At 67.0% G+C, this 17,455-nt stretch carries 12 protein-coding genes; 6 read left to right on the top strand and 6 right to left on the bottom strand.

Going from position 1 to position 17,455, the window contains the following annotated elements; genetic code table 11:
• Positions 1–5: 5 nt before the first annotated feature.
• Together PQB87_RS30795 and PQB87_RS30790 are read left to right on the top strand one after the other, a co-directional pair.
• Positions 6–2,756: an Hsp70 family protein gene (locus PQB87_RS30795; RefSeq protein ID WP_489243204.1), complete on the top strand. Its 2,751-nt coding sequence runs from the start codon at positions 6–8 to the stop codon at positions 2,754–2,756.
• A gap of 345 nt (positions 2,757–3,101) precedes the next feature.
• Complete coding sequence (locus tag PQB87_RS30790) at positions 3,102–6,101, top strand: KAP family NTPase (RefSeq protein ID WP_489243203.1); 3,000 nt, start codon at positions 3,102–3,104, stop codon at positions 6,099–6,101.
• Positions 6,102–6,627: 526 nt separating this feature from the next.
• Here the strand turns inward: PQB87_RS30790 and ctlX are convergent.
• Positions 6,628–7,614: a citrulline utilization hydrolase CtlX gene (gene ctlX, locus PQB87_RS30785; protein WP_489243202.1), complete on the bottom strand. Its 987-nt coding sequence runs from the start codon at positions 7,612–7,614 to the stop codon at positions 6,628–6,630.
• A 58-nt stretch (positions 7,615–7,672) separates the two neighbouring features.
• On the bottom strand, positions 7,673–8,752 hold the full coding sequence (gene ocd / locus PQB87_RS30780; protein ID WP_489243201.1) for an ornithine cyclodeaminase: 1,080 nt from the start codon (positions 8,750–8,752) through the stop codon (positions 7,673–7,675).
• A 296-nt stretch (positions 8,753–9,048) separates the two neighbouring features.
• Between ocd and PQB87_RS30775 the strand changes: the two genes are divergently transcribed.
• A complete protein-coding gene (locus PQB87_RS30775; protein ID WP_059687614.1) occupies positions 9,049–9,480 on the top strand; it encodes an Lrp/AsnC family transcriptional regulator in 432 nt (143 codons plus the stop codon).
• 59 nt (positions 9,481–9,539) lie between these two features.
• Here the strand turns inward: PQB87_RS30775 and PQB87_RS30770 are convergent, their stop codons facing one another.
• From PQB87_RS30770 to PQB87_RS30755, 4 genes are read right to left on the bottom strand one after another with little or no spacing between them, the layout of a single operon-like run.
• Positions 9,540–10,133, bottom strand: coding sequence for a peroxidase-related enzyme (locus PQB87_RS30770; RefSeq protein ID WP_153490008.1), 594 nt, complete (start codon positions 10,131–10,133; stop codon positions 9,540–9,542).
• Positions 10,130–10,660, bottom strand: coding sequence for a CMD domain-containing protein (locus tag PQB87_RS30765; protein WP_021158378.1), 531 nt, complete (start codon positions 10,658–10,660; stop codon positions 10,130–10,132). Before PQB87_RS30765 ends, PQB87_RS30770 begins: the two co-directional genes overlap by 4 nt.
• 44 nt (positions 10,661–10,704) lie before the next feature.
• A complete protein-coding gene (locus PQB87_RS30760; RefSeq protein ID WP_489243200.1) occupies positions 10,705–12,138 on the bottom strand; it encodes an NAD(P)-binding domain-containing protein in 1,434 nt (477 codons plus the stop codon).
• Positions 12,135–13,241, bottom strand: coding sequence for a LysR substrate-binding domain-containing protein (locus PQB87_RS30755; protein WP_502291555.1), 1,107 nt, complete (start codon positions 13,239–13,241; stop codon positions 12,135–12,137). Before PQB87_RS30755 ends, PQB87_RS30760 begins: the two co-directional genes overlap by 4 nt.
• A 298-nt stretch (positions 13,242–13,539) precedes the next feature.
• Here PQB87_RS30755 and PQB87_RS30750 point away from each other — a divergent pair, with 298 nt between their 5' ends.
• Genes PQB87_RS30750 through PQB87_RS30740 form a run of 3 tightly spaced genes read left to right on the top strand, consistent with a single transcriptional unit; the run spans position 13,540 to position 17,448 of the window.
• The gene (locus tag PQB87_RS30750; protein WP_175891054.1) at positions 13,540–14,733 is read left to right on the top strand and encodes an ABC transporter substrate-binding protein; all 1,194 of its coding nucleotides are present in this window, start codon (positions 13,540–13,542) and stop codon (positions 14,731–14,733) included.
• A gap of 34 nt (positions 14,734–14,767) precedes the next feature.
• Positions 14,768–16,579 (top strand): ABC transporter permease, encoded by a 1,812-nt coding sequence (locus tag PQB87_RS30745; RefSeq protein ID WP_489243199.1) that lies wholly within the window; start codon positions 14,768–14,770, stop codon positions 16,577–16,579.
• 11 nt (positions 16,580–16,590) lie between these two features.
• A complete protein-coding gene (locus PQB87_RS30740) occupies positions 16,591–17,448 on the top strand; it encodes an ABC transporter ATP-binding protein (protein ID WP_489243198.1) in 858 nt (285 codons plus the stop codon).
• Positions 17,449–17,455: the final 7 nt, after the last annotated feature.

Raw genomic sequence — 17,455 nt, 5'->3', positions numbered from 1 at the left:
GCGCGATGAAGCGCTATACGGTCGGGATCGACCTCGGCACGAGCAATACGGTCGTCGCTTACGTCGAGGCCGGTTCCGACGCGATCCGCGTGTTCGACGTCGAGCAGCTGGTCGGCCCCGGCGCGGTGGCCGCGCAGCCGCTGCTGCCGTCGGTGCGCTATCACCCGGCGGCGGGCGAGCTGCCGCCGGACACGTTGCGGCTGCCGTGGGCGGTCGCTGCGAAAGCAAACGCGAACGCGGCCGCCGATCCGCCGGCCGTGATCGGCCGCTACGCGCGCACGCTCGGCGCGCAGGTGCCGGGCCGGCTCGTCACGAGCGCTAAGAGCTGGCTGTCGCACGCGTCGGTCGACCGGCTCGCGGCGATCCTGCCGTGGGGCGCGGCCGACGGCGTCGACAAGGTGTCGCCGGTCGACGCGAGCGCGAGTTATCTCGCGCACGTGCGCGATGCGTGGGACGCGCGTTTTCCCGATGCGCCGCTCGCGAAGCAGGACGTGATCCTGACGGTGCCCGCGTCGTTCGACGACGGCGCGCGCGCACTGACGGTCGAGGCCGCGCGACGCGCGAAGCTGCCCGCGCTGCGGCTGCTGGAAGAGCCGCAGGCCGCGTTCTACGACTGGCTGTACGGCCAGCGCGACACGCTGCGCGACACGTTCGCCGCCGCGCGGCGCGTGCTGATCTGCGACGTCGGCGGCGGCACGACCGACCTCACGCTCGTCGATGTCGCGCCGGGCGACGACGGCGAGCCCACCTTCACGCGTGTCGGCGTCGGCAACCACCTGATGCTCGGCGGCGACAACATGGACCTCGCGCTCGCGCGCCTGGTCGAGACGCGGCTGACCGAGCCCGGCACGCGGCTGTCGGCCGCGAGCCTGTCGCAGCTCGTCGAGCGCTGCCGCGCGGCGAAGGAGCGGCTGCTCGGCGACGATGCGCCGGCGTCGGTCACCGTCACGCTGCTCGGCGCGGGCAGCAGGCTCGTCGGCGGCGCGCGTTCGGCCGAGCTGACGCGGCAGGAAGTCGAGCAGATCGTCGTCGACGGGTTCTTCCCGCAGGTCGAAGCCGGCGAGCTGCCGCGCCGTGCGCGCGCCGCGATCGTCGAATTCGGTCTGCCGTATGCGAGCGACGCGGCCGTCACGCGGCATGTCGCCGCGTTCCTGCATCGCCATGCGGAAGGCCCGCTACCCGACACGCTGCTGCTCAACGGCGGCGTGTTCCGCGCGGGCGCGCTCGCCGGCCGTCTCGCGCAGACGCTCGGCGCATGGCGCGGCGCGCCGCTCGACGTGCTGCACAACGCGCATCCGGACGTGGCCGTCGCACGCGGCGCGGTCGCGTACGGGCTCGCGCGTGCCGGGCATGCGCCGCGCATCGGCGGCGGGTCCGCACGCAGCTATTTCCTCGTGCTCGACGACGGCGCGGCCGATTCCGCCGCGCGCGGCGTCTGCCTGCTGCCGCGCGGTGCGGAAGAGGGCCGCGAGATCCGGCTCGACGATCGCACGTTCGCGTTGCAGCTCGGGCAGCCGGTGCGTTTTCACTTGATGTCGACCGTGGCCGAGACCCCGTACCGGCCCGGCGATCTCGTCGATCTCGACGGCGGCGATTTCGTGCGGCTGCCGCCGATCGCGACGGTTGTCGACGCGAAGGCGGGCGGCGACGCACGCGAAACGCCGGTGAAGCTCACCGCGTCGCTGACCGAGGTCGGCACGCTCGAGATGCATTGCATCGCGACCGACGATGCGGCGCGCCGCTGGAAGCTCGAATTCCAGCTGCGCGGCGATGCGCCGGTGCACGGCGACGCCGCCGCGCCCGCGCGACATCCGCGGCTCGATCAGGCGATCGAGCTGATCGAGCGCTCGTTCGGCAGCAAGGCTGCAGGTGTCGCGCCGAAAGACACGCGCCGGTTGCGCGCGCAACTCGAACAGGTGCTCGGCGCGCGTGAAGCGTGGGACGTCGCGCTCGCGCGCGAGCTGTTCGACGCGCTGCTCGCGCGCGCACGCCGCCGCCGCCGTTCGGCCGATCACGAGCGTGCGTGGCTGAACCTCGCGGGTTATTGCCTGCGTCCGGGTTTCGGTCATCCGCTTGATGCCTGGCGCATCGAGCAGCTGTGGCCGCTGTTCGACGACGGGATCCAGTACGTGACCGACGGGCAGGTGTGGTCGGAGTGGTGGACGCTGTGGCGGCGCGTGGCCGGCGGCCTCGACGACGATGCGCAGACGCAGGTGCGCGACGCGATCGCGTTCCTCGAACCGTCCGACGACAAGCGGCGCAAGCTGCCGTTCGATCCGGGCAAGGTCGGCCCGGCCGACATGACGCGGCTGTCCGCGTCGCTCGAACGGCTGCCCGTCGAGCGCAAGGTCGAACTGGCCGAACGCCTGATCGCGCAATTGCAGAAGCCTGCCGAGCGTGCGCTGTGCGCGTGGGCACTCGGGCGCATCGGTGCGCGCCGGCCGTTTTACGGCAGTGCGCACAGCGTCGTGCCGGCGGAAGTCGCCGGTGGCTGGCTCGATGCGCTGTTCGCGCTCGACTGGAAGCAGGTCGAGCCGGCCGCGTTTGCCGCTGCGCAGATTGCGCGGATGACCGGAGACCGTTCGCGGGATTTGCCGGACGTGACGCGCGACGCGGTAATCAAGCGCCTGTCGGCCGCGAATGCGTCGCCGGCGTGGATCGACATGGTGCGTGAGGCGATCGCGTTCGACGAAGCCGATACGGTACGCGTGTTCGGCGAGACGCTGCCGGCCGGGTTGAAGTTGCTGGCAGGGTGAGCGGCGCAGTTCGGCATCGTTCAGATAGGGTACGGAAGGGAGCCCGCCTCGATCAGGGCGGGCTTTTTTGCGAAGGGGCGTTTGCGTCTTCACTCTGAAACGTACTTCGCGATGTACAGGAAATGCGACCTGAGGGCAGACCGTCTTGATCTAATGGCGGTCCCCACACTGGTCACAATAATGCACGCGGTTGTGGTAGCGGTGTTAGAGGCGCACACGGACTGGCGCGAGAAAAGCCTGGAGATTCGTCGCAGCAGTCATACGTGAGCGGAGCATTGACGTTGGCAGTTCAGCCAATACAAGAGTGCGAGGTGATCTCGCGCCGCATTATGGGGAGCAGTGAGAATGGAGACCAAGCGTGCGATGAAGGAGTCTGAGGCGATAAAGATCCCCGAGCTACCGGTGTTTGCGCGGTTTCTCGCCATCGGTTTTGTGAGCGCCGAAGTTTTCCGGGTAGCCTTCTACCTTGGTGCAAACTTCATCCAGAAGTTTCCCGGCGTGCCGGACTGGGCGAGGGTGGTCGTCGTACTGGTCACGCTAATGGCGTGCTTGGACTATTGCATCAAGCGGGGTGCGCACACCGTTGTGGCACGGGTGGCGTGTAGTCTCCGCGTCGATCTGCTGGTCGTGATCGGCGTCGGTATTTGGGCGAACGAGTTGGCCGCACCGTCGTTGATCGGATTCCATGCGCTCTTGGTGAAAGCTAATCCGCTTTGGGCACCCGCAGTCCTGCTGTTGCTCTTTTTCATCGTTGTGTCGCCGCTGGTGCGACGTTCACGATCCAGGCAGACGCCGCTACTACCGTACTTCCTTCCGGATGAGGAAATCCTTGATGAGACTGACGACGTGCTTGCCAGCGAGGTACCGGCCGCGATGTTCGCACAGACGGTTCTTGCTAGCGGTGCGCACGCCGGATTAGTGTTCGGGGTCGACGGCCCATGGGGGGTGGGCAAGACAAGCTTCATCAATCTCGCGGCGCGTCACTGGGAACGGGCTGAAGATCAGGTGATTGTCTGTCGATTCGAACCCCTGCGTTATGCATCGGAGCCTGACCTTGCGGACCGCCTGATCCGTGATCTGTCCGCGGCAATCCAGCGCAAGGTCTTCGCGCCGGAGTTTCGGCCTGCCGTATCACGGTACGCACGGTTAATAAGGGGCAAAGCTGATTTTACGTTCCTTGGCTTCAAGTTGTCCCTGGAACCGTCGCAGGAGACGATCGAGGACTTGCTCGAGGACATCGACGAGGTCCTCAGACGTATTGACCGTCGCGTTATCGTCGTTATCGACGATCTAGACCGCCTGGACCTAAAAACCGCGAATAGCCTGTTGTTCGCGACGCGGCGGACGTTTAGCCTCTCGCAGGCAACCTATGTCCTCTGCTATGACACAGAGGTACTCGCCGGTGGCAACGATGAGGGCACGAGGGCACGCGAGTTCCTTGAGAAGTTCGTGACCGTCAAGATGAGCCTGTTCGTGGACAGTTCGAGCCTTCGGGACTTCTTGCGGCGCGACTGGCAACAGGCAGACACGTTCGGCTCAATTCCTGCCGATACGATGTTCAAACTTGCCACCGTGCTTAGCGAGCTGGCGGACATTCTCGACAGCGACCTCGCAGCAGAATACCGGGCCGTTCTAGGCGACCTGCGCAAGGTCAAGCGCTTTGTCAACGCCATGCTCATGATGCAAATGGAGAAGGCTGAGCTGGGCCTGACGGATTTCAATAGGCGCGACCTCATTCATCTGATGCTCCTGCATCTGAACTATCCCGGGATGTTTAGGCGCATTTACGCGGAGGAGACGGCAGGCCGAAGCGGGATCTTTTCGGTGCAGCAGCAGGTTGGAGGAAAAAGGTTCGCCAACACCGACGAATTCTCGACGCTGCTCGCGGAACTAGAAAACAGCAACCAGATGACCGCACGATTCTTGTTGCAGCAGCTTTTCGATGTGTCGAGCCTGAAACTTGCCGGCCGGAATGAAGTCGACGAGGCCGAATTCCGATCGCGGGCTTGTTTCAACAATGGCCGGCTGAGGAATCTGGAGGGTTACCTCAAGTTGATTGTGCGCTTCGCCACGCCAGTGCCGCAGGATACATACGTCTTGTACCAGAAGGCTGTCGAGCAGGTCGAAAAGGGGAGGTCAGTTTCAGCGATTCTGACGTCAGCGGACCTACGGCTGGAACACGGAGATCGAGTGCATGACCAGTTCTGGAGTGTGCTCGTCAATCAGTGCCGTACCTTTCCTCGTGAAGTCGCAAACAATGCGATCGACACGCTTGTTGACTACCTCCCGCACTATTCGACGGTTGGCACGTTCGATCGGTCATTGAGACAGCGGTCGATCTATTCCTTGCTGCAACTCTTGGATCGGGCCGGCTGGGTGGATTCGTCGGGACGTCGTCAGGACAACCGGTCGGAATACATCGTCGAGATATCACAGCGTATTTTTGGCACGAAATCGTACACCGGTAAGGGACTGCTTGAGCGTCTCGCCGCTGATGATCGTGGTGTACTTGGCTGGAACGATCTGATGCTGTTCAGACTCCAGTGCTCTGAGGATCGCCAGGGACAGTTGTACAACCTCTATCGTGCGCTCATTCTCGATCAAGATAGTCGCGCGCCGACAGATGGGGTAGTGATCGGTCTTGCCCGGAAGGGGATGAGAAAGCTGTCTCAGGAGGTGTTCGCGCTGTTCAAGCGGGCCTACATTGATTCGCAGCGAAATTTCTATGCGGACGTCGATAGCACGCAAGTGGATGCATTTTTCGGCAGGACGCAGCCTGTCCCGCAGAATTCTGCGGGCGGACAATCCGCCTCAGCTATCCCTTCATCAGACCATGAACTTTCCGCCACGCGCTCGCTTGTTAAGTCCTTCGTGATTTACCAGTTGAGCAATTCACGGCCTCCGAGTCAGGAAGGTGTGGGCTGTGGGTTCTATGACGAAGGTGGGGAAGACGATCAGGGCGGTATAGCAAGGCAGATGAATCAGTATGTGTTCGGAGTGTGCTTCAATCCCGAGTTCCACGCCGATAATATCTTTCATTTCGTTGATCACTGCCTGACACATCTGAGTAATCCGATCTTTTCGGGCGTGAACGCAGATAGATTCGTTGCAACTAAGACCGAACTTCCAGGGGGCCTGGATCCTAAGGAAATGGGACGGTATTGGAGTCAGTTCAGTGAACTCATTCAACAGCGAGTCCGCGATAGCAAAGACAGGTTTGTCACGACGTTGAATTACCGTGCTTCGTATGAAGAGGATATGGCTGGCGTCTTCAAGGTACTTGAGGAGCTGGCTGCTGAAGCGGTGCCGAACGGTCAAATTCATTCGGACAGATCGCGCGCGTGAATGGGTCGAACGAAACTCCGGACATGGGGATACCATTGAGAGGAAACACCATGCATGACTTCATCGAAGTAGCGCTCCGTCGAGCAACTGGTGTGACGGAGCTGGGCTCGAGCGAGTCAGGGGGCTCGGTGGGATCGTATCGTCATCCTGACGACGCTCGGCCGGTTCGAAGCAATCTACATGGCCCTTCGCGCTGGCCTCAGCGCGGGGCTCGCGGCGGTGGCCACGTTGGTCCTGCTTTTACAGTACGTTGAACCTGCCTTCGGTCTGCACCGCTAATTGCAACAGCGCTCGTTGTACGTAAGCGTGTGGTTGAGGCAAACAGCTTGCCTGAATGGCATAAGTGCAGCGTCACGAAAGTGCTGATAATCGTCGCAGCATTGGCGTTCAGTGTGTTCGCTTTCTCCTATTGCAGAAATACGTGTAATCGAACGGCGACAACTTTGCACGAGAGCCGCGCCACGCCGTGACTTCGTGTGAGCCGGCGCTGTTGTCGATGCCGAAATACAAGCCGGTCCTGATCGAGCTACCGCTCGGCTGGTCCGATTGCCGATCTATTCTGCGTCTCCTGCGCCGCCGAACGCCGCGCGAGATGAATCCCGGCGAGCATGCAGCGCACCGACCCGCCGGCCAGCTCGATCGTCGGCACGTCGAGCGGCAGCAGCCGCGCGGAGCGCTCGATCACCGTGCGCTGGTTGCGCGTGAGGCAATCGAGCGCGCGCCGCGACAGCGCGAGCACACGCCCGTCCTTGCCCGACAATTCCAGCGTATTGCCCGCGAAATTCGCGATTTGCGATGGATCGAGCGCGATCACCGCGCGCCCCGTTTCGGTCAGGCGTTGCGCGATTTCTCCGCGACGCCGGCTGTCGGCGATCAGGTCGAGGCCCACCATCGCGAATTCGGTGGCGACGCTCATCATCACGTTCGTGTGATAGATCGCGCGCCCGTCGGCGTCGGCCGTGTCGAAGCAGATCGGCTCGAAATTGAAATGCGTGCAGAAGCGTTCGAGCGCGACCGGATCGGCGCGGCGCGAGCGCGCGGTGTAAGCGATCCGCGCGACGTGGTCGAGCACCATCGCGCCGGTGCCTTCGAGGAACACGTCATCGTATTCGAGGCCCGAGTAGTCGATCACGTCCTGCACGCGATATTCGGCCTTCAGCATCTCGATCACGTCCGCGCGCCGCTCGCGGCGGCGGTTCGGGCTGTACATCGGATACAGCGCGATATGGCCGCCCGGGTGCGTCGAGAACCAGTTGTTCGGGAATACGGAGTCGGGCGTGTCGCGCTCGCCGTGGTCGTCGAATACATGCACGCGCACGCCCGCATCGGCGAGCGTCTGCGCGGCGGCCGTGACTTCGTCGCGCGCCGCGGCCGATACCGACGGCAGGTCGGGCGCGCCGTTGCCGGCCGTGCGCTGGAAGGCGTTGTCGGCCGCGGTCTGCGGATTCGGCAGGAAGCGGTGCGGCCGGATCATCACGACGGCGGCCGGCGCCTGGATCGATACGAGATTCATGACAGGCAGGAACGAAGGGCAGAAAACGGGCGGCGCACCGGCCGCCCGGGTATCGCGGTCAGCGCGCGAACGCGGCGACGGCTTCGGTCACGTATGTCGCGTGACCTTGCGCGATCGCGGCCGGGTCGTCGATCAGCGCGAACAGGTTCTTCGGGTCGACGGCCGGCGGAATCAGCGCGATCTCGACGCCCGCGTTGTGCTGCTGCGCGAGCGCATACAGGTAGCGCAGCGCCGAATAATCCTCGAGCGCGAAGCCGACCGAGTCGAACACCGTGACTTCGTCCGCGTGTTCGCGGCCGGTCGTTTCGCGTTGCAGCACGCGCCACAGCTCGGTGACGGGGAAGTCGGCCGGCATCTGCTGAATCTCGCCCTCGATGCGCGACTGCGGCTCGAATTCGACGAACACGCGGCCCGCATGCAGCACGCCCGCTTCGAGCTCGGTCTTGCCCGGGCAATCGCCGCCCACGGCGTTCAGGTGCATGCCGGGCTCGATCATGTCGGCCGTGACGATCGTCGCGTATGCCTTGTCGGCGGTGACGGTCGTCACGATGTCGGCGCCGCGCACGGCGTCGGCGGTCGATGCGGCACGCACGACGCGCAGTGCCGGGTACGCGGCGAGGTTCCGCACGAGCTTGTCGGTCGCGCGCGGATCGACGTCGAACACGCGGATTTCGTCGATCCCGAGCAGCGTGTGGAACGCGATCGCCTGGAATTCGCTCTGCGCGCCGTTGCCGATCAGTGCCATCGTGCGCGCGTCGGGGCGGGCGAGTACCTGGGCGGCGAGCACCGACGTGGCGGCCGTGCACAGCGCGGTGGTGAGCGTGAGTTCGGCGAGCAGCAGCGGGTAGCCGGTGTCGACTTCGGCGAGCGCGCCGAACGCCATCACCGTGTGCATCCCGCGCGCGGCGTTGACGGGGTGGCCGTTCACGTACTTGAACGCGAACAGCGACGCGTTCGCGACAGGCATCAGTTCGATCACGCCGTCGCGCGAGTGGCACGCGACGCGCGGCGACTTGTCGAAGTCGGCCCAGTGCAGGTAATCGGCGCGCAGCGTGTCGACGAGTTCGCGCAGGAACGTCGTGACGCCGGTTTTGGCGATCAGTCGGGCGGTGGCGGGAACGTCGAGGAAGCGGGTCATGCGTCTGTCTCCATGTTCTCAGTGCCGGTACGGATGTCCCTGGCGTTCTGGTCGACCGGGCGGTGCTTCGGCGCGGCTCGGGCTTGCCGGAAAGCGGCGGCGCGGCGTGTCCGGCCGGTCGATACGTCATTATTTCCGCGAGTCGAGCCAACAAAAAGACAGCAAAAGTGGCAGATTTATCGATAGACTTGGCAGAATGCCAACCCGATCCGGCACTTTGTCAGGTTTCGCTGGCGCAGAATGCGCAGCCTCCGGCACGCTGGCGGCCGGTTCACGTTCAACAGGAAGCTTCGCCCATGATCACGCTCGACGATGTCGACCGGCAGCTCATCGCACTGCTGCGCGACAACGCGCGACTGCCCGTCGTCACGCTGGCGAAGGAACTGCGCGTCGCGCGCGCGACCGTGCAGAACCGGCTGACGCGGCTGGAGAAAAACGGCGTGATCGTCGGTTATACGGTGCGGCTCAAGCCGGCGGCGGAACGCCACCGGATCCGCGCGCTGATGTCGATCGCCGTGCAGGGCAACCGCGGCGCGGAAGTGGTGAAGGTGCTGCGCGGGCATCCGAACGTGGCGTCGATCCACAGCACGAACGGGCGCTGGGATCTCGTCGCCGAGCTGCATGCCGATTCGCTCGAGCACTTCGATCGCGTGCTCGGCGCGATCCGGTTGATCGACGGGATCGCGAATACCGAGACGAGTATCCTGCTGTCGACGCACAAGGCATGACGCGGGCGGCGCCTGCGTCAGCCCGTGTTCGGGTTGGGTCGGGCGTCAGGCGCCAGGCATCAGGCGAGTGACGCCGGTTCCGGAAACACCGGCTCGCCCAGCGTCAGCATCAACCGGTTCGCCCACGCGAAGATCGCGACCGCGTGCGACAGGTCGAGAATCTCCTCATCGGTCAGCCCTTCGGCTTGCAGCGCGGCGATATCGCTCGCGTCGACCGTTTCGGGCCGCTCCGTCAGCGCGATCGCATAACGCACGATCGCGCGTTCGCGCGCCGTCGTGCCGGCCGTCGCCGGATCGTCGAATACCTGCTCGATCGCGTCGGTGCGTTTCGCGAGCTGCGTGAAGCGCTGCGCATGCACGGATGCGCAATACACGCAGCCGTTCACGCGCGACACGGCCGTGCTGGCGAGTTCGCGCTCGGCGCGCGACAGCCCGCCGGGGCCGTACATGATCGCGTTGAACACGCCCGAGCGTTGCCGCAGGATCTCGGGCAGATGGACGAGCAGCAGGTAATAGTCGGACGTCTTCGCTTGCGGGTGGCTCGCGTCGAGCACGGCCAGCTGCTCGGGCGTCGCGGCATCGAGCGAAACGGTGTCGAGCCAGGCACGCCAGCCGAGCGTGTCGGACGTGAAGCCGTGGGCGGTCGTCGTCATGCGGCCTCCGTTGCAGTGCGTGCCTGAAGCGCCTGCGCGGCAACGGCGACGCGCAACTGGTACGCGACGAACGCCACGAGCTGCGACAGCGCGACGATCGCGGGCGTCGTGAGTCCGGCCGACTTCAGCGCGTCGAGATCGGACGGGCGCGCATCGACAGGGGCGAGCGTCAGCAGGCGTGCATGCGCCAGGATCGCGCCGATGCGTCGAGGCAGCGCGTCGAACGCATCGGCATCCGCGCGTGCGATATCGTCGAGCGTGCCGCCCGCGTCGATCAGCCGTGCGCGATAGGTGTCGGTCAAGGCCGGCGCCTTCGATTTGTGCGCGACATACCGGGCCGTGTGCAGTCTTTCGATCAACGAAAGATCGGGCAGCGCGGGATCGAACAGGGCAGCCTCGCTCAGCCGCGTATGAAGCAGCACCTTCTCGCGCGCGCGGCGCAGTGCGGCGATCGCGTCGCCGTCGTGCAGGCCGGCCACCGCATCGATCGTGTCCGGCGCATCGGCCGGCGTGATGGATTCAGTCATCGTTCAGGATTCCTTCGTCGTTGATGTGGTCGATGGACGAGCGCTCATGCATCGGCGTCGCGCCATTCGTCGCCTTGCAGTTCCGCGTTCGCGTATGCGACGAGCGCGTCGTAGTGGCGATCGCGATCCGCGTCGAACAGCCGGCTCGCGATGCCGCGCGCGAGCCGCTCGGCGCCCGCGCTGATCGCCGGGATATCGCCGGACAGCTTGCCGTGGCTCAGGCTTGCCGCATGGTTGAAGCAATGGATTCGCGTGACGGCCGGGCATGCACCGGGCTCGCGCTCCTGGAACGAGAATGCGGGGCCGAGATCGGGTGACTCCGCGAGTTCGTCGAGCCACAACCCGGGTGCCGGCCGATAACGATCCTTCCAGCGCCGCACGTGCGAGCCGAACGACGCGAATTCCGCGCGCGTCGTCCAGTCCGAATGAAAGCCCGTCGCGAAGATCAGGAAATCGACGGTGTAGTGCCCGCGCGGCGTCGTCACGTCGAGGCCGTCCGCATGTTCGGCGAGCGTCTCGATCGGGCTGCCCGCATGAAAATGCGCATGCTCGTGACGCGACACGCGCAGCACGCTGTCGCGCGGCGGCGGCGTCTGCGACGTCAGCGCGTAGTGCATGAAGCGCCACTTCGTCGCGTCGTCGAGATCGGCGTAGCCGTGCACGAGCCCCGGGCTGCCGATGCCCGTCAGCTTGTTGATGCGCGGAATGTCCGCGCGGCGGAAAAACAGGTCGACGCGCGCGGCGCCGGCTTCGAGCGCGGTACCCGCGTTGTCGAACGCGGACGCGCCCGCGCCGACCACGCCGATGCGCTTGCCCGCGAGCGCCGCGAAGTCGATCGGCTCGGACGAATGGGCCCAACGCGCGCGCGGCGCGCGGTGCGCGACGGGCGGCACATAAGGGCCGCCGAGCCCGTCGCGGCCGGTCGCGAGCACGACGTGCCGCGCGAGCAGCGTCTGCGCTTCGCCGTTGCCGCGCACGTCGAGCGCAAGCAGGCCGTCGTCGCGCGGGCGCAGCGCGACGAGCGTGGTGTCGTTGCGCACCGGCAGGTCGAGCACGCGCCGGTACCAGCGCAGGTAGTCCATCCATTGCGTGCGCGGAATCTTGTAGAGCGCGTCCCATTCATCACGGCCGTATTGCGCTTCGAACCAGGCGCGGAACGTCAGCGCGGGCAGGCCGAGCGCAGGGCCCGCGAGCTGCTTCGGCGAGCGCAGCGTGTCCATCCGCGCGAACGTGACCCACGGCCCTTCGTAACCCGCCGGCGCGCGGTCGATCACGCACTGGTTGTCGATGCCGAGCAGGCGCAGTTCGGCGGCAGCCGCGAGCCCGGCCATGCCGCCGCCGACGATCGCGACGTCGAGCACGCGTGTGCCGTCGGCCTCGCGCGGCAGCACCCACGACGGCGCGGGCAGGTCGAGCCAGCGCAGGTCTTGAGCGAGCCGGGTTTCGAGTGCGTGGAGTGCATCGGGGAGCATCGTCATGCGGCCTCCGGGCGCGTGCGGCGCGATCGTGTCGTGCGTGGCGGGCTGGAAGGGCGTGAAGGATTTGAAGGATTCGAAGGACGTGACGGGCGCCCGGCACGCAGCCGGTCGCCGCGCAGCAGCGCGTCGTGCGCGGCGGCGTCGTGAAAGATCACGTCGTCGAGCAGTGTGCGCGTCGTCCGGTGCAGCGCGTCGAGCAGCGCATCGACGGCCGCCGTGCGCGCCTTGCCGGCCGGCGTCGCGACGCCGAACGCGAACGGGATGTCGACGTCGAGCGGGCGGGCGACGACGCCGTCCACCGGCAGTGCGACACCGGTGGCCGGATCGACGATGCCGATCCCGATGCCGGCACGCGCGGCCATCACCGCATTCAGCGACGCATTGGTTTCGATGAAGACGCGTGCGTCGACCCGCGCGGCCGCGAATGCCGCATCGATCCGCTGGCGCAGCCGGTGCCGGTTCGCGACCGTCACGATACGGCGGCGCGCGAGATCGCGCAGCGCGATGCGCGGCTGCGCCGCGAGCGGGTCGCCCGCGGGCAGCACGGCGACGCAGGGCGTCTGCGCGATCCAGTGCACGTCGAGCCCCGCATGCGCCATCGGCAGCGTGACGACGCCGATGTCGGCCGTGCCGGCCAGCACCTCGTGCACGACATGCTCGGCCGATTCGCTGCGCAACTGGTAGTGCGGCGCCTGCGCGCCGTCAGGCAGCGCGGCGAGCGCGGCCGGCACGAGCGTCGCCGCGAGCGAAGGCGTCGCCGCGATGCGCACGGGTTCGGCGGTTTCGTCGCCGAGCGCCCGTGCGCGCGCCTCGATCGCACGCAGGCCGACCAGCGAGCGCTCGACTTCCTCGTAGAGCAGGAAGGCACGCCGCGTCGGCGTGACGCGCGGGCCGTGCCGGTCGAACAGCGCGTAGCCGAGATCGGCTTCGAGCTCCTGGATCTGCCGCGTGACGGCCGGCTGCGAGCGGCCGAGCAGTTCGCCCGCGCCGGTCACGCTGCCGGCCGACATGACCGCGGAAAACGCTTCGAGTTGATGCAGCTCCATGACACCTTCCGATGATGCGATTTGCGCATTGTAGGAGTGTGAGCATGCGTGATTCATATAATGAATTTTGCTATCGACAGCGCGAAAACTGCGAAGCGCACGATCGTCGCGATGGCCGGACGGGCGCGCGGGCACGCCGGTGGCGACGCGTGACGTACAGGAAACGCCAATCGAATCAACACGATGCGATGCGTGCCGCCTCATCGCGCGCGGCAGCGCGTGCAGGCGGCCCTTCGCGGGCGTCGCCGGCTTCGCGCCGCGCCCGATATCGATATACGCAAAACTTCGTTGGATCGTCCTGAACCGGATGGTTACATGCCCTCACTCTTTTCGACTGACTGAAGCTGGGGGACGCATGAACGTTTCGGGGAACGACGCACGCGGCGCATGGCGGCGCGTGCTGGGCACGGTGGCGGCGCTCGCTGCCGCATGGGGCTTGTCGACGGGCGGCGCGCTCGCCGCCGGCGTATCGGGCGAGCCGGTGGTGATCGGCGTGAGCGGGCCGCTCACGGGCCAGGACGCGCAATACGGCGAACAATGGAAGCGCGGCTTCGATCTCGCGCTCGACGAGATCAACGGCAGCGGCGGCATCCATGGCCGGCCGCTCGCGATCGACTTCCAGGACAGCCGCAGCGACCCGCGCCAGGCCGTCGCGATCGCGCAGAAGTTCGTCGCCGATCCGCGCGTCGCGATCGAGCTGGGCGACTTCTCCAGCGCGACGTCGATGGCCGCATCGCCGATCTACCAGCGCGGGCAGCTGATCCAGTTCGGCTTCACGAACTCGCATCCGGACTTCACGAAGGGCGGCGATTATCTGTGGAGCACCGCGCTGAGCCAGGCCGAGGAGCAGCCGCTGCTCGCGCGCTACGCGGTGAAGGAGCTCGGCTTCAAGCGGATCGCGGTGCTGTACCTGAACACCGACTGGGGCCGCACCAGCAAGGACATCTTCGCGAAGGCGGTGGCCGGGCTCGGCGCGCAGGTCGTCGCGGCCGAAGGCTACCAGCCGGCGGAGAAGGATTTCCGTTCGACGCTCGTGCGCATCGGCGAATCGAAGCCCGATTCGATCGTGCTGATCTCGTACTACGCGGACGGCGCGCAGATCGTGCGGCAGGCGCGCACGTCGGGCGTCACGCTGCCGATCGCGGCGGTCGGCTCCGTGTATTCGCCGAAATTCCTCGAGCTGGGCGGCGCGGCCGTCGACGGTGTGTATACCGAATCGAACTTCTTCCCGGCCGAGCCGCGCCCCGAGGTGCAGGCGTTCGTGCAGCGCTATCGCGCGAAATTCCATGCCGATCCCGATTCGTTCGTCGCGCGCGCATACGACGCGCTGATCCTGTCGGCGGAAGTGCTGCGCCGCTACGGCACGACACGCCAGGCCGCGCACGACGGCTTCGCGAAAATCAGCGACGTGCCGAGCGTGATCTTCGGCAAGGTGCGCTTCGATCCGCAGACGCGCCGCGTCGCGGGCGCGCGCACCGTGTATCTCGTCGTGAAGCAGGGGCAGTGGGCGCTGTGGGACGGCGCGAAACCGCAGCTCGCCGCGCGCTGACCCCGAACCGCATGCACGTGACGGACGCATCGTGATGGCTTCCTGGCTCGACTACACGCTCAACGGCCTCATCGTCGGCAACATCTACGCGCTGCTCGCGGTCGGGCTCGCGTTGATCTTCGGCGTGTCGCACCTGATCAACTTCGCGCACGGCTCGGTGTACATGGTCGGTGCATTCATCGGCTGGCTGTGCCTGACCCGCTTCGGGCTGCCGCTGCCGGTCGCGCTCGCGGCGGTCGTCGTCGGCTGCGGCGCGCTCGGCGTCGCGATCGAGCGGATCGGGCTGCGGCCGCTGCGCCACGCGGCGCGCATCGCGCCGCTGCTCGCGACGATCGGCATCAGCTTCATCCTCGACCAGCTCGCGCAGCTCGCCTTCGGCGCGGACCCGCGTGCGGTGCCGACGCCGCTGCCGGACTGGCATCTGCGCATTGCCGGCGCGACGCTCGGCTCGCTCGACCTGCTGATCGCGGGCATCGGCATCGCGGCGGCCGCGCTGCTGTACGGCTTCCTGCGCTTCACGCGGCTCGGCTGGGCCGTGCGCGCGACCGCGCAGGATCGCGACGCGGCGCTGCAGATGGGCGTCGACGTCGACCGCGTGAACCAGACCGTGTTCGCGATCGCGTGCGCGCTCGGCGGCGTGAGCGGGCTGCTGGTCGGCATGTACTACAACAGCATCGATCCGGCGATGGGCTTCCAGGCGACGCTGAAGGGCGTCGTCGCGCTGCTGATCGGCGGGCTCGGCAACGTGCCGGGCGCGATCGCCGGCAGCCTGCTGCTCGGCCTCGTCGAGAGCTACGGCGTCGCGCTGTTCGGCACGAGCTATCGCGACCTGTTCGCGTTCGGGCTGCTGATCGTGTTCCTCGTGTGGCGGCCGAACGGCCTGTTCAGCGGGAACCGCGCGCTGCCGCCCGAGCCGATGACGGGTACCTTCCTCGCGGCCGCGAAGGCCGTGCGCGTGCCGCGTCCGGTGCTCGTCGCGCTGATCGCATTGGCCGCCGTGCTGCCGTGGCTCGGCGCGTCGCCGTACGTGCTGCAGACGCTTACCAACGCGTGGCTGTACGGGCTGCTCGCGCTGAGCCTCACGCTCGTCGCGGGCACGGTCGGGCAGATCTCGCTCGGCCACGCGGCGCTGCTCGTGATCGGTGCGTACGCGTCGGCGCTGCTGTCGTCGGATCTCGGCTGGTCGCCGGCCGTGACGATCCCGTGCGCGGGCGTCATCACGGCCGTGCTCGGCACGCTGCTCGTCTATCCGGCGTTTCGCCTGCGCGGGCACTACGTGTCGATCGCGACGCTCGGCATCGGCGAAGTGGTGAGCCTCGTGATCCTGAACTGGGATGGCCTCACGCGCGGCCCGCTCGGCATCACCGGCATCGCGCCGCTGCCGTGGGCGAGCACCGCGCGCGCCGCGTACTGGTTCACGTTCGTGGTGCTCGTCGGGTTCGCACTCGTGCAGGTGCGGCTGCTGCGCTCGCATCTCGGCCGCACGCTGCGCGCGGTGCGCGAGGACGACGTCGCCGCGCGTGCGCACGGCATCGCGCCGAACCGCTACAAGGCGATCGCATTCGCGGTCGGCGGCGTCGCGGCCGGTGTGAGCGGCGGCATTGCCGCGCACCTGTACAGCTACATCAATCACCAGACCTTCGATTCGCAGGTGTCGATCCTCGCGCTGACGATGGTGATCCTCGGCGGGCTCGGCAACGTGCTCGGCGGCATCGTCGGCGCGATCGCGCTGATCGGGCTGCCGGAGCTGTTCCGCTGGGCGGCCGATTACCGGATGCTGATCTATGGCCTCGTGCTGCTGCTGCTCGTCCGGTTCCGGCCGCAGGGCCTGCTCGGCACGGTGTGAGGAGGAACGCGATGACCACCAATCGACCCTTGCTCGACGTGCAGGGCCTGACGCGCCGTTTCGACGGCGTGACCGCGCTCGACGGCGCGAGCCTGACGCTCGCCGACGGCGAGCTGCTGAGCGTGATCGGCCCGAACGGCGCCGGCAAGTCGACGCTGTTCAACCTGATCGCGGGCGCCGACCGGCCCGACGCCGGCCGTGTGACGTTCGACGGCCGCGACATCACCGGTACGGCGCCCGAGCGCCTCGCGGCGCTCGGCATCGCACGCACGTTCCAGCACGGCCGCGTGTTCGGCAACCTGAGCGTGCTCGACAACGTGCTGATCGGCGCGCATGCGCGGCTGCGTGCGGCGCGGCCGGGCTGGCCCGCGCTCGGCGCGGCGGCCGAGGTGTGGCGCGCGCTCGTGCGGCCCGCGTCGGTGCGGCGTGAGGAAGCGGCGCTGCGCGACGAGGCGCGCGACATCATCGCCGGGTTCGGCGAACGGCTCACCCCGCGCATCGATCATCCGGCGCACAGCCTGTCGTATGCGAACCGGCGGCGCGTGGAGATCGGCCGCGCGCTCGCGCTGCATCCGCGCCTGCTGCTGCTCGACGAACCGACGGCCGGGATGAACGAGACGGAGACGGCCGAGATGCTGCAACTGATCCAGTTGCTGAAGGCGCGCGGCCTGACGATCCTGCTGATCGAGCACAAGCTCGAACTCGTGATGCGCGTGTCCGACCGCGTGATGGTGCTCGACAACGGCGTGAAGATCGCCGAAGGCGCGCCGCGTGACGTGCGGTACGATCCGCACGTGATCGAGGCGTACCTCGGCCGCCGCCATGCGGGCGGCACGCCGGCCGGTCGGGCGGCGCAGGCAGCCGCATGACCGACAC

This window comes from Burkholderia sp. KL41, assembly GCF_057005415.2.
The sequence above is the reverse complement of the archived record's forward strand: the minus strand, read 5'-3'. Positions and strand labels throughout refer to the sequence as shown.

What these genes read in the sequence shown, in the direction of transcription:
- PQB87_RS30795 (WP_489243204.1), top strand. Translation starts at nt 6, where the DNA reads ATGAAGCGCTATACGGTCGGGATCGACCTCGGCACGAGCAATACGGTC.
- PQB87_RS30790 (WP_489243203.1), top strand. Translation starts at nt 3,102, where the DNA reads ATGGAGACCAAGCGTGCGATGAAGGAGTCTGAGGCGATAAAGATCCCC.
- ctlX (WP_489243202.1), bottom strand. Translation starts at nt 7,614, where the DNA reads ATGAATCTCGTATCGATCCAGGCGCCGGCCGCCGTCGTGATGATCCGG.
- ocd (WP_489243201.1), bottom strand. Translation starts at nt 8,752, where the DNA reads ATGACCCGCTTCCTCGACGTTCCCGCCACCGCCCGACTGATCGCCAAA.
- PQB87_RS30775 (WP_059687614.1), top strand. Translation starts at nt 9,049, where the DNA reads ATGATCACGCTCGACGATGTCGACCGGCAGCTCATCGCACTGCTGCGC.
- PQB87_RS30770 (WP_153490008.1), bottom strand. Translation starts at nt 10,133, where the DNA reads ATGACGACGACCGCCCACGGCTTCACGTCCGACACGCTCGGCTGGCGT.
- PQB87_RS30765 (WP_021158378.1), bottom strand. Translation starts at nt 10,660, where the DNA reads ATGACTGAATCCATCACGCCGGCCGATGCGCCGGACACGATCGATGCG.
- PQB87_RS30760 (WP_489243200.1), bottom strand. Translation starts at nt 12,138, where the DNA reads ATGACGATGCTCCCCGATGCACTCCACGCACTCGAAACCCGGCTCGCT.
- PQB87_RS30755 (WP_502291555.1), bottom strand. Translation starts at nt 13,241, where the DNA reads ATGAATCACGCATGCTCACACTCCTACAATGCGCAAATCGCATCATCG.
- PQB87_RS30750 (WP_175891054.1), top strand. Translation starts at nt 13,540, where the DNA reads ATGAACGTTTCGGGGAACGACGCACGCGGCGCATGGCGGCGCGTGCTG.
- PQB87_RS30745 (WP_489243199.1), top strand. Translation starts at nt 14,768, where the DNA reads ATGGCTTCCTGGCTCGACTACACGCTCAACGGCCTCATCGTCGGCAAC.
- PQB87_RS30740 (WP_489243198.1), top strand. Translation starts at nt 16,591, where the DNA reads ATGACCACCAATCGACCCTTGCTCGACGTGCAGGGCCTGACGCGCCGT.